This window comes from Massilia sp. UMI-21 (assembly GCA_015277795.1).
Classification (GTDB): Bacteria; Pseudomonadota; Gammaproteobacteria; order Burkholderiales; family Burkholderiaceae_D; genus Telluria.
In genome coordinates, this window is the sequence record CP063848.1 from 2,348,656 (window position 1) to 2,361,517 (window position 12,862).

Annotated in this window: 11 protein-coding genes; 8 read left to right on the forward strand and 3 right to left on the reverse strand. The window is 67.8% G+C overall.

All coding sequences use genetic code 11. The annotated features are described in order from the left end of the window. The first annotated feature begins 160 nt into the window (after window positions 1–160). From IM543_10410 to IM543_10440, 7 genes are all read left to right on the forward strand, one after another. The gene (locus IM543_10410; protein ID QOY96620.1) at window positions 161–3,124 is read left to right on the forward strand and encodes a TonB-dependent receptor; all 2,964 of its coding nucleotides are present in this window, start codon (window positions 161–163) and stop codon (window positions 3,122–3,124) included. 293 nt (window positions 3,125–3,417) lie between these two features. After that, window positions 3,418–3,579 carry a hypothetical protein gene (locus IM543_10415; protein ID QOY96195.1) on the forward strand — a complete coding sequence of 54 codons (162 nt, stop codon included), beginning with the start codon at window positions 3,418–3,420 and terminating at the stop codon, window positions 3,577–3,579. A gap of 60 nt (window positions 3,580–3,639) precedes the next feature. Then, a complete protein-coding gene (locus IM543_10420) occupies window positions 3,640–3,813 on the forward strand; it encodes a hypothetical protein (protein ID QOY96196.1) in 174 nt (57 codons plus the stop codon). A 196-nt stretch (window positions 3,814–4,009) separates the two neighbouring features. Then, window positions 4,010–4,399 (forward strand): hypothetical protein, encoded by a 390-nt coding sequence (locus tag IM543_10425; GenBank protein QOY96197.1) that lies wholly within the window; start codon window positions 4,010–4,012, stop codon window positions 4,397–4,399. Further along, window positions 4,389–5,126 (forward strand): hypothetical protein, encoded by a 738-nt coding sequence (locus IM543_10430; GenBank protein ID QOY96198.1) that lies wholly within the window; start codon window positions 4,389–4,391, stop codon window positions 5,124–5,126. The genes IM543_10425 and IM543_10430 overlap by 11 nt, the downstream gene beginning before the upstream one ends. A gap of 25 nt (window positions 5,127–5,151) precedes the next feature. Continuing rightward, the gene (locus tag IM543_10435; GenBank protein QOY96199.1) at window positions 5,152–6,222 is read left to right on the forward strand and encodes a histidine kinase; all 1,071 of its coding nucleotides are present in this window, start codon (window positions 5,152–5,154) and stop codon (window positions 6,220–6,222) included. A 19-nt stretch (window positions 6,223–6,241) separates the two neighbouring features. Then, window positions 6,242–6,991: a response regulator transcription factor gene (locus tag IM543_10440; protein ID QOY96200.1), complete on the forward strand. Its 750-nt coding sequence runs from the start codon at window positions 6,242–6,244 to the stop codon at window positions 6,989–6,991. A 9-nt stretch (window positions 6,992–7,000) separates the two neighbouring features. Here the strand turns inward: IM543_10440 and IM543_10445 are convergent, their stop codons facing one another. From IM543_10445 to IM543_10455, 3 genes are all read right to left on the reverse strand, one after another. Further along, window positions 7,001–9,301, reverse strand: coding sequence for an ATP-dependent DNA helicase (locus tag IM543_10445; GenBank protein QOY96201.1), 2,301 nt, complete (start codon window positions 9,299–9,301; stop codon window positions 7,001–7,003). Continuing rightward, a complete protein-coding gene (locus IM543_10450; protein ID QOY96202.1) occupies window positions 9,298–10,944 on the reverse strand; it encodes a VRR-NUC domain-containing protein in 1,647 nt (548 codons plus the stop codon). The genes IM543_10445 and IM543_10450 overlap by 4 nt, the downstream gene beginning before the upstream one ends. A 112-nt stretch (window positions 10,945–11,056) precedes the next feature. Further along, a complete protein-coding gene (locus tag IM543_10455) occupies window positions 11,057–11,857 on the reverse strand; it encodes a hypothetical protein (protein QOY96203.1) in 801 nt (266 codons plus the stop codon). A 59-nt stretch (window positions 11,858–11,916) separates the two neighbouring features. Here IM543_10455 and IM543_10460 point away from each other — a divergent pair, with 59 nt between their 5' ends. After that, window positions 11,917–12,783, forward strand: a complete 867-nt coding sequence (locus IM543_10460) for a M15 family metallopeptidase (GenBank protein QOY96204.1) — start codon at window positions 11,917–11,919, stop codon at window positions 12,781–12,783. Window positions 12,784–12,862: the final 79 nt, after the last annotated feature.

A 12,862-nucleotide genomic window follows, 5' to 3' on the forward strand; every position in this document is an offset into this window, starting at 1 on the left:
CCATAACTTTTGCAAGTCTCGAATATGTACATTCCTCCAAGTTATATAACTGTGAAAACAAGTGATTATTCATCAAGCTTGACATCATCAATACTCCGACCATGGCAAAAATGGTGCCTACCAGTTGCATACCAATAGCGATAAACTCAGGAGAGACATGATGTTCAAGCAGAAGCCGCTGGCAGCGGCCGTATCGATGGCGGTCTGGAGCCTGGCAGCCGTGCCGGCCATGGCGCAGGACGCCCCCGCGGGACAGATCCAGACCGTCGAGGTCACCGGTATCCGCGCCTCGATGGCACAGTCGCTGTCCGTCAAAAAGAACGCCAGCGCGAACGTCGAGGTGATTACCGCCGAAGACGTCGGCAAGATGCCGGACCGGAACCTGGCCGATTCGCTGCAGCGCCTGTCGGGCGTGGCGGTGCGTACCGATTACGACGAGGCCGAGAAAGTCGCGATGCGCGGCACCAATCCGGACCACACCCTGATCCTGTTCAACGGCCACACCGTCTCGGGCGGCGACTGGTATTTCGGCGACCAGCTCTCGAGCAGCCGCTCGACCAGCCTGTCGCTGATGCCGTCCTCGGTCCTGAACCAGGCCGTGGTGTACAAGACCTCCGAAGCCAGCCTGGTCGACGGCGGCATGGCCGGCACCATCAACGTCAGCACCCGCAAGCCGCTGCAGCAGAAAGAGCGCGTGAGCGGCATCGTCAACCTGGGCGCCGTGTACGCGGACCTGCCGGGCAAGGCGGCGCACGACGTCAACGCCTCGGTCAACTGGAAGAACGAAGCCGGCACCGTCGGCTTCATCGTGCAGGGCTTCGCCCAGAAGCGCCACGTGCGCCGCGACTCGGCCTCGCGCTTCGCCTACAGCGGCGGCAGCGGCTGGGACGTGATCGACACCTCGACCATGCTGGGCATCACCGACGAATCGCTGGCCGGCACCGGCTACACGGCGGCGGACCTGAACGGTGTGCGCCTCCCCGGCTCGATGAGCACCGAATACGTGGAAAGCGTGCGTGACCGCAAGGGCGGCATGTTCTCGCTGCAGTTCAAGCCGAACCAGGACCTGGACATGGTCATGACCGGCTTCCATTCGGAGATGAAGGCCAACAACTTCGGCCGCCTGAACGCCGGCGCCATGTTCAGCATGCTGCGCGGCCGTGGCGGCCCGCAGGGCGGCGCCGCGCCGACCGATTCGAACGGCCAGCGCGTCTACGCCCAGATCAGGAACCCGATCATCACCACCGAGCGCACCATCTACGGCCACGAGCTGAAGGTGCTGAAGGCGGCCGACATCGTCTACCCGGCCGGCACCACCCCGCAGTACATCGGCGAGACCGAAGGCGCCTACCGCGATGGCGCGCGCGCCACCAGTGCCTTCCTCGACCTCGACGTCAAGTACCGCGTCAACCAGGACCTGACCGTCAAGGCGCTGCTCTCGTCCACCAAGGGCGTCGGCGAAACCGCGCTCGACCAGGGCCTGACCTACACCCGCTACGGTACCGGCGTGTCCTACCAGCTGGGCAGCCTGTACGACGCCCCCTTCGTCCAGTACTACGGCACCGGCCCCAACGTCCCCGGCCGCAATGCCGACGGCAGCGGCTACGTGCTGACCGGCCGCGCCGCCTCCGGCGTGACCACCACCGACCGCGAAAACAGCCTCAACCTGGATGCCGAATACCGCACCGACATGGGCGTGCTGCGTTCGGTCTTCGTCGGTGCGCGCCATGCCGACCACCGCCGCGAGAGCGCGCGCCGCTTCCCGCAACTGCGCACCGGCGACCTGAACGCCAATGCACCGACCGGCGCGTTCAACTTCCAGCCGATTCCGGCCGACTTCGGCGCCGGCCTGGATGGCCCGGCCGGCTGGGACAACACCAGCTGGACCCTGACCCCGGAAGCGCTCAAGGCCTACTTCGCGGCCAACTACAAGCCGACCAACTCGGAGTGGGAGCGCCGCGTCTCGACCGAACTCGACATGCGTGAGCGCCAGAGCGCCGCCTACGTCCAGGCCAACCTGGAAGCCGAACGCTGGTCGGGCAACCTCGGCCTGCGCTTCGTGCGCACCCAGGTCAACGCGATGATCCCGGTCCCGCTGCCGATCGGCACCTGCCCGCGCACCGAGCCGGGCAAGCCGGCGACCACCTGCACCGCGGTGCCGGGTGCGATCACCACCGCCAGCGACGGCGTCCAGTACTACGACGGCGTGCCGTTCAACCCGCTGGCAGGCGTGATGTACTACAAGAAGGAGCGCGACACCACCTTCAACAACCTGCTGCCGAGCCTGAACCTGCGTTACGAACTGAACAAGGAGCAGATCCTGCGCTTCGGCGCCAGCAAGACCATCTCGCGCCAGAACTACAACATCCTGGGCGCCGGCTACGGCTCGCCGGCCTGTACCGACGGTGTGTGCCAGGTGACCGGTCCGAATCCGGAGATGGAACCGCTGACCGCCAAGAACCTGGACCTGTCCTGGTCGTGGTACTTCGCGCGCCGCGCGATGGTGGGCGTGAACCTGTACTACTCGGACATCAACGGCTATCCGAAGACCGGCACCGCGGGCAAGACCACGGTCGAACTGCTCGATCCGCGTGACTCGCAGATCAAGACCTTCGCCGTGAACACCGCGTCGCAGCAGGGCGCGCGCATCGCCGGCATCGAGCTGATGTACGAGCAGCCGTTCGGCAATACCGGCTTCGGCTTCACCTCGAACGTCAGCAAGGCCAAGACCAAGGTCGACGACGGCCGTCCGATGGTCGGCGCTTCGGAGTACACCGCCAACCTGGGTACCTACTACGAGGACGACAAGCTGTCGGCGCGCCTGGTGGCCAACTACCGCAGCGAGTATGTCAACACCTCGACTGCGCCGGCGCCAACCGCCAACAGCCAGGGCCTGTCGACCGTCAACGGCATCCTGATGCCGGTTGCGCCGACCTTCGCCGCCCCGGTCACGACCCTGGCCCTCAACCTCAGCTACAACCTGAGCCCGAGCCTGGTGCTGTCGTTCGACGCGACCAACCTCACCAACGTCAAGCGCGCCTACTATCGCTACAGCGAGGAAGAGCAACAGAAGCTGGACGTCGGCGGCCGCCAGTACTACGTGAACCTGAAGTACAAGTTCTGATCGTCGCATAGCAGCGTTTCCAGGGGAGCTTCGGCTCCCCTTTTTTTCGTGTGCCGCGCCCGGTTTCCGCAGTGGCCCGCCGCCTTGTAGGAGAGCACCTATCGAAAAATGTGCGCCACCTAACGGTCGTGCAGGGAACCCATCGTTATCATGGGAACCGTCTGAGTGAGGAAGCTGTGCGATAAAACGCGCGGCGCCCGACAGCTCAACAGGTTAGCCGGTCGCCTCGAGGACCGGCACCAGATCCGGGCCGGCGCTGCATGCGACGGCCCTCAACGGAAGTGGAGGTCGCCATGTCCGAGATCAAGCAGCCACCCAAGCACCTGGTGCGCGAATACCTCGAGCGCCGCGCGCGGGCAAGCGCGCCGCCGCCGACGCCGGAGGAGATTCGCCGCCAACTGGGCTGGGGCATGCTGATGCCGTCCGATCTCAAGATGGGCGCCAACCGCTCCTAAATGCCGCGCCAGGAAGGCGTGGTCCTCCACCGTGCAGACGGTGCCACCCAGGAGACGTTCATGACCAAGAGTATCGGCAACAAACACGAGGCACAACACCGCGGCAAGAAGGAACGACTCGAGATCCGCCGCACCAACCTCGCGCGCGAGGCCGTGAAAATGGCCGAGGCCCGTGCCAAGTACCGCAACCAGGTCAAGGGCCGCCCGCCGATGGACCTCTCGGCCCCGGCCTGAGCACCGCGTCACTCCAGCTGACGCTGCCCGCATGGCCCGCCTTCAAGGCGGGCTTTTTTTCGTCCGCGCTCCGCCGTCCGCCGATTTTTTCGCCATTCACCGCTCCCGCGCCGCCGTTCGCCGAAAGGCCCTTTCGCAAGCTCCGCGCCTTCGGTATCGTGTGTCCATACCAAACACACACACGGAGCCGCGCACCATGCATACCGAAGAAGCCTACCGCTTGCGCAAACAGGTGCTCTGGGGCCTGATGCTGATCTTCGTCGGCACGATCATCCTGCTCGACCGCCTCGCTTACCTCGACGCCTACGACTACTGGCACTACTGGCCGCTGCTGCTGGTCGTGATCGGCATCAACCAGACCATCGGCTACCCGAGCCCGCGTGAATTCGGGAACGGCCTGTGGACCGTCTTCATCGGCCTGTGGCTGTTCGCCTGCCTCGAGCACATCTTCGGGCTGACCTTCCGCAACAGCTGGCCGCTGTTCATCCTGGCCTGGGGCCTCAAGCTGGTATTCGAGCCCCTGGTTGCCCGCCGCTTTGCCCAGCAGCCCGCGCTCAACGATTCGGAGAACAAGCATGAACAATGACATCCACGCCAAGGAGGCGATCCACCCGAAAGCCCGGTCGGTCAGCAGCCAGGTCGTGCTCGGCCTGCTCGTGATCCTGATGGGCCTGCTGTTCCTGCTGGATAACCTCGACATCATCGAAACCCGGCGGGTGCTGGCCTTCTGGCCGATGGTCTTCATCATCGTCGGGGCCGTCAAGCTGTGCGACACGCAGACCCGCGGCGGCCAACTGGTCGGCCTCGTCTTCATCGGCGTCGGCGTGCTGATGACGCTGGACCGGATGGACATCATCGACTTCGACTGGCGCACCCTGTGGCCGTTGTTCTTCATCGGTTTCGGCATCTACACGCTGTACAAGGCCCGTACCGGGCGCCGCATGGTCGCCATCGACGGCGTCAAGGGCGAGAACGAGGCCGGCGGTGACGGCGTGGTCGACATCACTGCGATCCTGGGCGGTTTCGAACGCCGTGTCCTGACCCCGAACTTCCGCGGCGGCGAAATCACGGCGGTGATGGGGGGCTGCGCCCTCGACCTGCGCAATGCCTCGATCCGGGGCGAGGCGGTGGTCAACGTGTTCGCCTTCTGGGGCGGCGTGACCCTGAAGGTTCCACCCGACTGGACGGTGGTCCTGCAGGGGACCCCGATCATGGGCGGCTTCGAGGAAAAGACCGTCGCGCCGCCGGACAACAGCAAGCGCCTGGTCGTGCGCGGCTACGCGATCATGGGTGGCGTCGAGGTACGCAACTGATGGCTCGCCAGATGGCAGGGCGGCGATGAACGGCGGATTCTGGGCGCGGCGCAGCATCGCACTCTACCTGCTGGCCTGGCTGATGCTGGGGCTGCTGCTGGTCGGGCTGATCGTCGCGACCACCGATGCCGCTCCCGGCGCCAGCCTGCTGTTCGCCCTGCCGCTGACGCTGTTCTATGCCAGCGCCTGCGGCTTTTCCGCCTACTACCTGTGCCGCGCCTATCCGCTGGCGCAGCGCGGGCTGGGTGCGGTGCTGGCGGTGTTTGCCTTCAGCGGCGCGAGCGCGGCACTGCTGTGGTGCGCGGCCGCGAGCGGCTGGGCTGCCCTGTGCAGTCTGCTGCTGGGCGAAGACGATGCGCTGCCGTTCACGCGTCCGTTCGTCGCCGTGATGTTCGGGATCGGGGTGCTGCTGTACTGGATGACGGCGGTGGCGCATTACCTTGCGCTGGAGTTCGAACGGGCGCGCCGGGCCGAAACCAGCGCACTCGAAGCGCGCCTGTTGGCGCAGGACGCCGAGCTGCGCATGTTGCGCACGCAGGTGGACCCGCACTTCCTGTTCAACAGCCTGAACTCGATCAGCGCGCTGACGGCGATCGATCCGGGCCGGGCGCGCGACATGAGCCTGCAGCTGGCCGCGTTCTTCCGCCAGACGCTCGGGCTGGAGGCGCACCGCAAGGCGAACCTGCGCGACGAGGTGGCGCTGGTCGAGGGCTTCCTGGCGATCGAGCAGGTCCGCTTCGGCCCGCGCCTGGCCTTCGAGTACAGCGTGGGCGAGGGCGCCGGCGCCTGCCTGCTGCCGCCGATGATCCTGCAGCCGCTGGTGGAAAACGCGGTCAAGCACGGGATCGGGCAGCTGATCGAGGGCGGCACCATCAGGCTTGCCGCCGAGCGTGCCGGCTCGCTGCTGCGGATCCGGGTCGAGAACGACGCCGAGCCGGATGCGGCGCCGTCCGGATCCGGCAGCGGCATCGGACTGGTGAACGTACGCCAGCGCCTGGCCGCGGCCTACGGCAGGGAGGCCAGCGTGCATTGGGCGAACGACGCCAAAACCTTCCGGGTGGAGCTCGTGCTGCCCGCCGAGACCGGGGCGTACTAGCAGGATGGGAGAAGAAAAGATGCGGGTGCTGATCGTCGACGACGAATACCTGGCGCGGGCGCTGCTGCGCGAATACCTGGACGCTCACCCGGACATCGAGGTCGTGGGCGAATGCGCCAACGGCTTCGAGGCCGTGAAGGCCATCGGCGAGCTCGATCCCGAACTGGTCTTCCTCGACATCCAGATGCCGAAGCTGGACGGCTTCGAGGTGGTCGAACTGGCGGGGACCAAATCGGTTACCGCGCCCCACTATGTATTCGCCACCGCCTACGACCGGTTCGCGCTGAAGGCCTTCGAGGTGCATGCGATCGACTACCTGCTCAAGCCCTTCAGCCGCGAGCGGCTGGCCCAGGCGCTCGACCATGCGCGCTCGCGGCGGCCACCGGCGGCGCAAGCGGCGCAGCTCGACGCCGTGGTGGCGGACGCCGCCCGGCGGCGCGGTTGCCTGGAGCGCGTCCTGATCAAGGACGGGGCGCGGGTGCACGTGGTGCCGAGCGCCGACATCGACTACATCGAGGCCCAGGACGACTATGTCCAGGTGACCGCAAGCGGCAAGGCCTGGCTCAAGCACCAGCGCTTGTCCGAGCTGGAAGCGCAGCTCGATCCGCAGGTGTTCATTCGTATCCATCGCTCGTACATCGTGAATGCCGGGGCGATCGCGCGCATCGAGCCCGCGAGCAAGGACAACTACTGCGCCGTGCTGAAGGACGGGACCAGGCTGCCGATCAGCCGCAGCGGCTACCAGAGGGTACGCGAGATGATGCGCTAGGGGGCGTAGCTAGGCGCCGCCGCCGCGCGCGGCCTGGTCGACGTCCCACCAGGCCGGCAGCAGGGCGCGCACCTCGGGCCGGCCGAAGCGGTCGTCGATCAGCCAGACCACGCCGCGATCAAGCTCGGTGCGGATCACGCGCCCGGCGGCCTGCACCACCTTCTGCATGCCGGGATACAGGTAGGTGTAGTCGTAGCCCGCGCCGAACATCGCCTGCATGCGCTCGCGCAGTTGTTCGTTCACCGGGTTCACCTGCGGCAGGCCGAGGGTGGCCACGAAGGCCCCGATCAGGCGTTCGCCCGGCAGGTCGATGCCTTCGCCGAAGGAGCCGCCCAGCACCGCGAAGCCGACGCCGCGTCCGCCGGGTGCGAAGCGCTCCAGGAAGGCGCCGCGCTCGGCTTCGCTCATGCGGCGTTCCTGGCGCCATGCGGGCACTTCCGGGTGGCGCTGCTGCAGCTGCGCCAGCACCTGCTCCAGGTAGTCGAAGCTGCTGAAGAAGGCCAGGTAGTTGCCGGGCCGTTCCTGGTACTGGCGCGCGACCAGGTCGGCGATCGGCGCCAAGGAAGCGGCGCGCTGCTGGTAGCGGGTCGAGATGCCGCTGGCGACATGGACCTCGAGCTGGCTGGCGCTGAACGGGGAGGCGACGTCGGCCCAGGCGGTGTCTTGCGGCATGCCGAGCAGGTCGCAGAAATAGTGCCAGGGGCCGAGCGTGGCCGAGAACAGGGTCACCGAGCGCGCCAGCGCGAAGCGCGGGGCCAGGAAGGGCGCGGGCACCACGTTGCGGATGCTGATCGCCGAATCCCGCACGCCATCGCGGCCCAGGTCGCACAGCGAGTGCCCGCCGAAGGATTCGGCCAGCCGGATGAACGCCAGGGCATCGAAGTGGAAACGCTGCAGGTCCGGGTCGAGCGGGCCGGGGAACTCGGCCAGGAAATCGTTGACCGTGGAGGTGGCGTTCTGCAGGGCGTCGAGCAGCTTGCCCGGCGGCTCGGCCAGCACCTGGTAGGGCGCCGGCGCATCCTTGTCGACGCCGGTCCAGGCGCGGCCGACCCGCTCCAGCGCTTTTTTCACGACGTCCGGCGCGTGCGCGCGCGCCGCACGCAGGCCAGGGCGCGCCAGCGCGGCGCTGTACATGGAACGGGCGCGCGCCACCATGTTGTGCGCCTCGTCCACCAACACGCTGGTGTTCCAGCCCCGTTCCAGCGCCAGCGCGTACAGCATGGCGCTGCCGTCGAAATAATAGTTGTAGTCGCCCACCACCATGTCGGCCCAGCGCGCCATTTCGCTGCCCAGGTAATAGGGGCAGACATCGTGGGCCAGGCCGATCTGGCGCAGCGCCTCGCGGTCCAGCAGCGTGCTGGTGGCGGTTGCGGCGGCGGCGGCGCGCGCGGCCGGCAGGCGGTCGTAGAAACCCTTCGCCAGCGGACAGGAGTCCCCCTGGCAGGCCTTGTCCGGATGTTCGCAGGCCTTGTCGCGCGCCGTCAGCTCCAGCACGCGCAGCGCAATGGTGCTGCCGGCGCCGAGGCTGGCGGCGGCGTCCAGCGCCAGGCGCCGGCCCGGCGTCTTCGCGGCCAGGAAGAACAGCTTGTCGAGCTTCTCTTGCGGCATCGCCCGCAAGACCGGGAACAGGCTGCCCACTGTCTTGCCGATGCCGGTCGGCGCCTGCGCCAGCAGGCAGCGGCCGCGGGTAGTGGCGCGGTAGACGTTTTCGGCGAGCTGGCGCTGGCCCGGGCGGAAGTCGGCATGCGGGAAGCGCAGGGCCGCAAGGGCCGTGTCGCGTGCCGCCCGGTGCGCCGCTTCGCTCGCGGCCCAGGCAGAGAATCGTTCGCACAGTTCGATGAACAGGTCGGCGAGCGCCGCCGCATCGCGGGTTTCGCGCAGCACGGTTTCCTGGCCGCTGCCGATGTCGTAGTAGACCAGGGCCAGGTCGACCTGTTCCAGCCCCAGCTGGCGGCACAGCAGGTGGCCATACACCCGCAGCTGGGCCCAGTGCAGGTGGCGGTGGTTGTCGGGGATCGCGGAAAACCTGCCGCGGTGGGTCTTGATCTCTTCGATCAGGTGCTGGTCCGGGTCGTAGCCGTCGGCGCGCCCACGCACCCGGAGGTCGCCCCAGCTGCCTTCGAGCGCCACCTCGGTGCGGTAGCTGGCGCCGCGCCGGCCGGTGACCACGGCATGGCCGGCGATGCCTTCCTGGGCGGTGGGCGAGGGCGTGAAGCGCAGGTCGAGGTCGCCCTGCTTGGCGGTGAACTCGCACAGGGCGCGTACCGCCACGGTATAGGCCGCGACGCCCTTGCCGCCGGCTGCCGTCAAGCCGCCTGCTCCCACTGCAGGTAGCACACCGACACCGGCATGTCGTGCGCGGCGCAGTAGTCGATCCAGCGCAGCTGGTTGTCCTGCAGGCGGTCGCCCGGGCCTTTCACTTCGATCATGGTATAGCGGCGCTCGAGCGGCCAGAACTGGATCAGGTCGGGAAATCCGGTGTGGTTGGCCTTGACGTCGGCCAGGATGCGTTCGCACCACTTGCGCAGGTGGCTGGGCGGTATGCAGGCCAGCGCCAGTTCCAGCAACTCCTCGCTCAGCGCGCCCCAATACACGAAGGGCGAGGCGATGCCCGCCTTGTCGCGGTAGGTGGCGCGGATGGCGTCGCGGTAGCTGCCGTCGTCCAGCCGCGCCAGGCAGGCCGCGAACTCGGCCTGGCGGCGCTGGGAGAAGTCGGGGCTGTGCAGGTCGGCCGGCCCGCGGTGGAAGGGGTGGAAAAAGGCCCCCGGAATCGCCGCGAACACGGCGCGCCAGCACAGCAGGCCGAACAGGGAATTGGCGAGCGCGTTCTCGACGTAGAACACCGGCGCCTCGCTGCTTTCCAGGTGCTCGCGCACCACGCCTTCGACCCACCATTCGCCGACCGGCATCGGCAGGCGCAGATCGAGCCGGTCGACCGGGGCGGCGCGGCGTGCCGGCAGGCGCGCATGCCCGAGGCGGCGCCCCAGGCGCGGCGCGATGCGCAGCAGGTGCTGGCGTTCGGCTTCGCTTTCCGGGGCGGCCTGGGCCTGCTGCAAGAGGGCCCAGGCTTCGTCGAAGCGCTCGTGCTTTTCCAGCACCCGGATGGCGCGCCCGCGCGCACCGGGGAAGCGGCAGCGCGCGTAGACGGCATGGGCCTGGTCCCACTCCTTGAGCTTCTCGTAGCCCTGGCCGATCTGGAACAGCAGCTTCTCGCGCCGGCCCACCAGCCAGTCGTTGTCGAACACATGCGAGGGCAGGTCGTGCAGCACCGCGTCGAGCGGCTCTCCGGCGTAGAAGCGCTCCTTGCAGGCGTGCAGCAGGATGTAATGGTCGACGTCGTCGCGCGAACGAAAACCGCGCGAGGCCTGCGAGATCTCGACTTGCTCGAAGCGGAACATGCCGAGGTCGGACAGTACGAACTCGGTCCAGTCCTGGCGCAGGTTGCCGAAGAAAAGCAGGCGCAGCCGGTCGCACAGCGGCTTGACCAGGATGCGCAGGGCAAGGTCGGCGCAGCCCCGGTACCAGCCGGAGAACGGGCGGGGGTCGCCGCATGCCTGGCGCAGCGCTTCCAGCTGATCGGCCTTGCGCGCGTTTTTCTGCTGCAGCTGGTCGCGGAAGGCGTCCGCGATCTCCGGCTTGGACAGCAGTTCGAACAGCTCGTCGAGCGAGAGCAGCGGGTCGGCTTCGACCCAGCCGGTGCCGAGCAGCAGCCGCGATGCCTCGACCGGGCAGCCGATTTCCGCATAGCTCAGCTTGCTGGCGCGAAATATGTTCCCTTTGCGCATGACCATGCGCACGAACAGCGCGCGCGCGTTCAGCGGGAGCGTGGGGAAGGCGGCAAGGAAGGCGAGCTCCTCGTCGACCAGCAGGTCGCGATACCGCTCGCCAATCCAGTCAAGGACCTTCTGGAAATTGTCCAGATAATAAAACTCGTTTTCCAGAACCTTGATCATGTCGTGAGGCCATACTGTGCTTATGTACAGTATACCTCTTCACGACCTCAATAGCCCAGAAGGAAGCCGGCTTTTCGTGGCCCGTGCAGGTTTTTTGCCACGTTCCGGCAGTTTATTCGCGCGCCGGTTTGGCCTGGCAGGCGCCGTTCGGACACAGCAGCTCGGTCATCTGCGAGCCTTCCGGCGCGTGGCCGTTGGCATGCACGATGACGGCCGAGATGAGCGCCACGTCGGCATCGACCGGCCCGTCAGCTTTCCGGGCCGGGCCGCCGCCGCGGGCGCTCTTCGGCGGGACCGGACGAACCGCGTTCTTCGCCAGCGTCGCCGGCCTGGGTCTGGACGGGGCCGCCGCGGGACGCACGGCCGCAGCCGGTTTCGCCGCCACGGCAACGGCGGGCGTGCGGCGCGGCGCGGCAGCGGGTACGGGAATGCGGAGCGCCGCCGCCGGCTGTCCGGCGGCGATCTTGCCAGGGCCGGGTTTGAGCAGGCGCAGCGGCGGTGCCTCGCCCGGCGGCGGCTGGTCCACGATGACCGCCGCGCTCCCCGGGGGGGCCTGCCGGGCGCTTTCGGCGGACGCCATCGCGACCTGATGGAGCGCGGCAGGCGCGACGAGCGTCGATCCGGTGTCGGCCGCCGATGCCGGCACCGACGCCAGCACCGACTCCGGCTCCACCCGCCGCGTGCCGTCGTTGTTCGCCGCCAGCCAGACCAGCGCCCCGGTCAGCACCAGCGCCAGGCCGGCGCCGGCGCCGAACCAGGCGCGCCGTGCGCCCGATGCGCCACCGGCGCGCTTGTGCGCGGGCTCACGCTCGAGCATCGCCAGGATGCTGTCCTCGCCGCTGATCCTGGGACGCCGCGGCGACATCAGGTTCGGACGGATGGACGCGGATTGATTTTCGTCTGTAGGCCGCACTGCATTACTCCTAAGATTGGTTCTCCCAATTCTGATTAGAAACAATCTTGGAGGAAGCGATGCTGATTTTTCTCGCCCTTCTGTACTTTTGTCTGGCGACCGCTGCGATCTGGCTGGCCCTGTTCCCGGCCGGCCGGGCATTGGTCGCCCGCAGCCTGTTCGCCTTGCGCCAGCGCCTGTCCCGGCGCGCCGTCGGCTGGCAGATCGCGGGCAGCCGCTATGCAAGCACGATGAGCGGCGCGCTGGGCGGCGGCATCGGCGGCCGGAACCGGCGCGATATCCGCGCCAACATCGTCCGATTCGTGCAACGCCACCGCATCGCCTGTGCGATCGGCGTGCCGGCCGTGCTGGTTCCCTCGCTGCTGGCGCTGGCCCTGAGCAGTCCGGCCATGCTGCCGGTCTACGAGGGCGGAACCATCGCGCCGGACGCCCAGGTGGCCGCGCTGCTGCAGGGCGAGCGCCTGGTGCCGCCGGTGGCGCTGCCGCCGATGGCCTTCACCACCGCCGAAGTCGCGCTGGTGCGGCCGCTGCTGGTGAACGCCAGCCGCAACTGGGGCCTGCTGCACCCCGACTTCAGCCAGCGCCTGCTACTGGCCTTCAAGATCATGAAGGAAAGACACGGCTACGAGATGGCCCTGCTCGAAGGCTACCGCAGTCCGGCGCGCCAGGACGAGCTGGCCCAGGCCGGCAGCCACGTTACCAATGCTCGCGCCTTCCAGAGCTGGCACCAATACGGCCTGGCCGCCGATTGCGCGTTCTGGCGCGACGGCAAGCTGGTGATCTCCGAAAAGGACCCCTGGGCGATGCGTGGCTACCAGCTGTATGGCGAGGTGGCCGAATCGCTCGGGCTGACCTGGGGTGGGCGCTGGAAGATGATGGATTTTGGCCACACCGAACTACGGATGCGCGGCGTCATGCAGCGCTAGGAGGCGGCCCGGGTCCGCGGCGCGCACCCGACCGGGCAACCCTTGAGGCGTCGCAAGTGTTGCCCTGCAGTGCCGTGCG

Bases quoted from the DNA above. Each gene is read 5' to 3' on its own strand.
- IM543_10410 (QOY96620.1), top strand. From the start codon at position 161: ATGTTCAAGCAGAAGCCGCTGGCAGCGGCCGTATCGATGGCGGTCTGG.
- IM543_10415 (QOY96195.1), top strand. From the start codon at position 3,418: ATGTCCGAGATCAAGCAGCCACCCAAGCACCTGGTGCGCGAATACCTC.
- IM543_10420 (QOY96196.1), top strand. From the start codon at position 3,640: ATGACCAAGAGTATCGGCAACAAACACGAGGCACAACACCGCGGCAAG.
- IM543_10425 (QOY96197.1), top strand. From the start codon at position 4,010: ATGCATACCGAAGAAGCCTACCGCTTGCGCAAACAGGTGCTCTGGGGC.
- IM543_10430 (QOY96198.1), top strand. From the start codon at position 4,389: ATGAACAATGACATCCACGCCAAGGAGGCGATCCACCCGAAAGCCCGG.
- IM543_10435 (QOY96199.1), top strand. From the start codon at position 5,152: ATGAACGGCGGATTCTGGGCGCGGCGCAGCATCGCACTCTACCTGCTG.
- IM543_10440 (QOY96200.1), top strand. From the start codon at position 6,242: ATGCGGGTGCTGATCGTCGACGACGAATACCTGGCGCGGGCGCTGCTG.
- IM543_10450 (QOY96202.1), bottom strand. From the start codon at position 10,944: ATGATCAAGGTTCTGGAAAACGAGTTTTATTATCTGGACAATTTCCAG.
- IM543_10460 (QOY96204.1), top strand. From the start codon at position 11,917: ATGCTGATTTTTCTCGCCCTTCTGTACTTTTGTCTGGCGACCGCTGCG.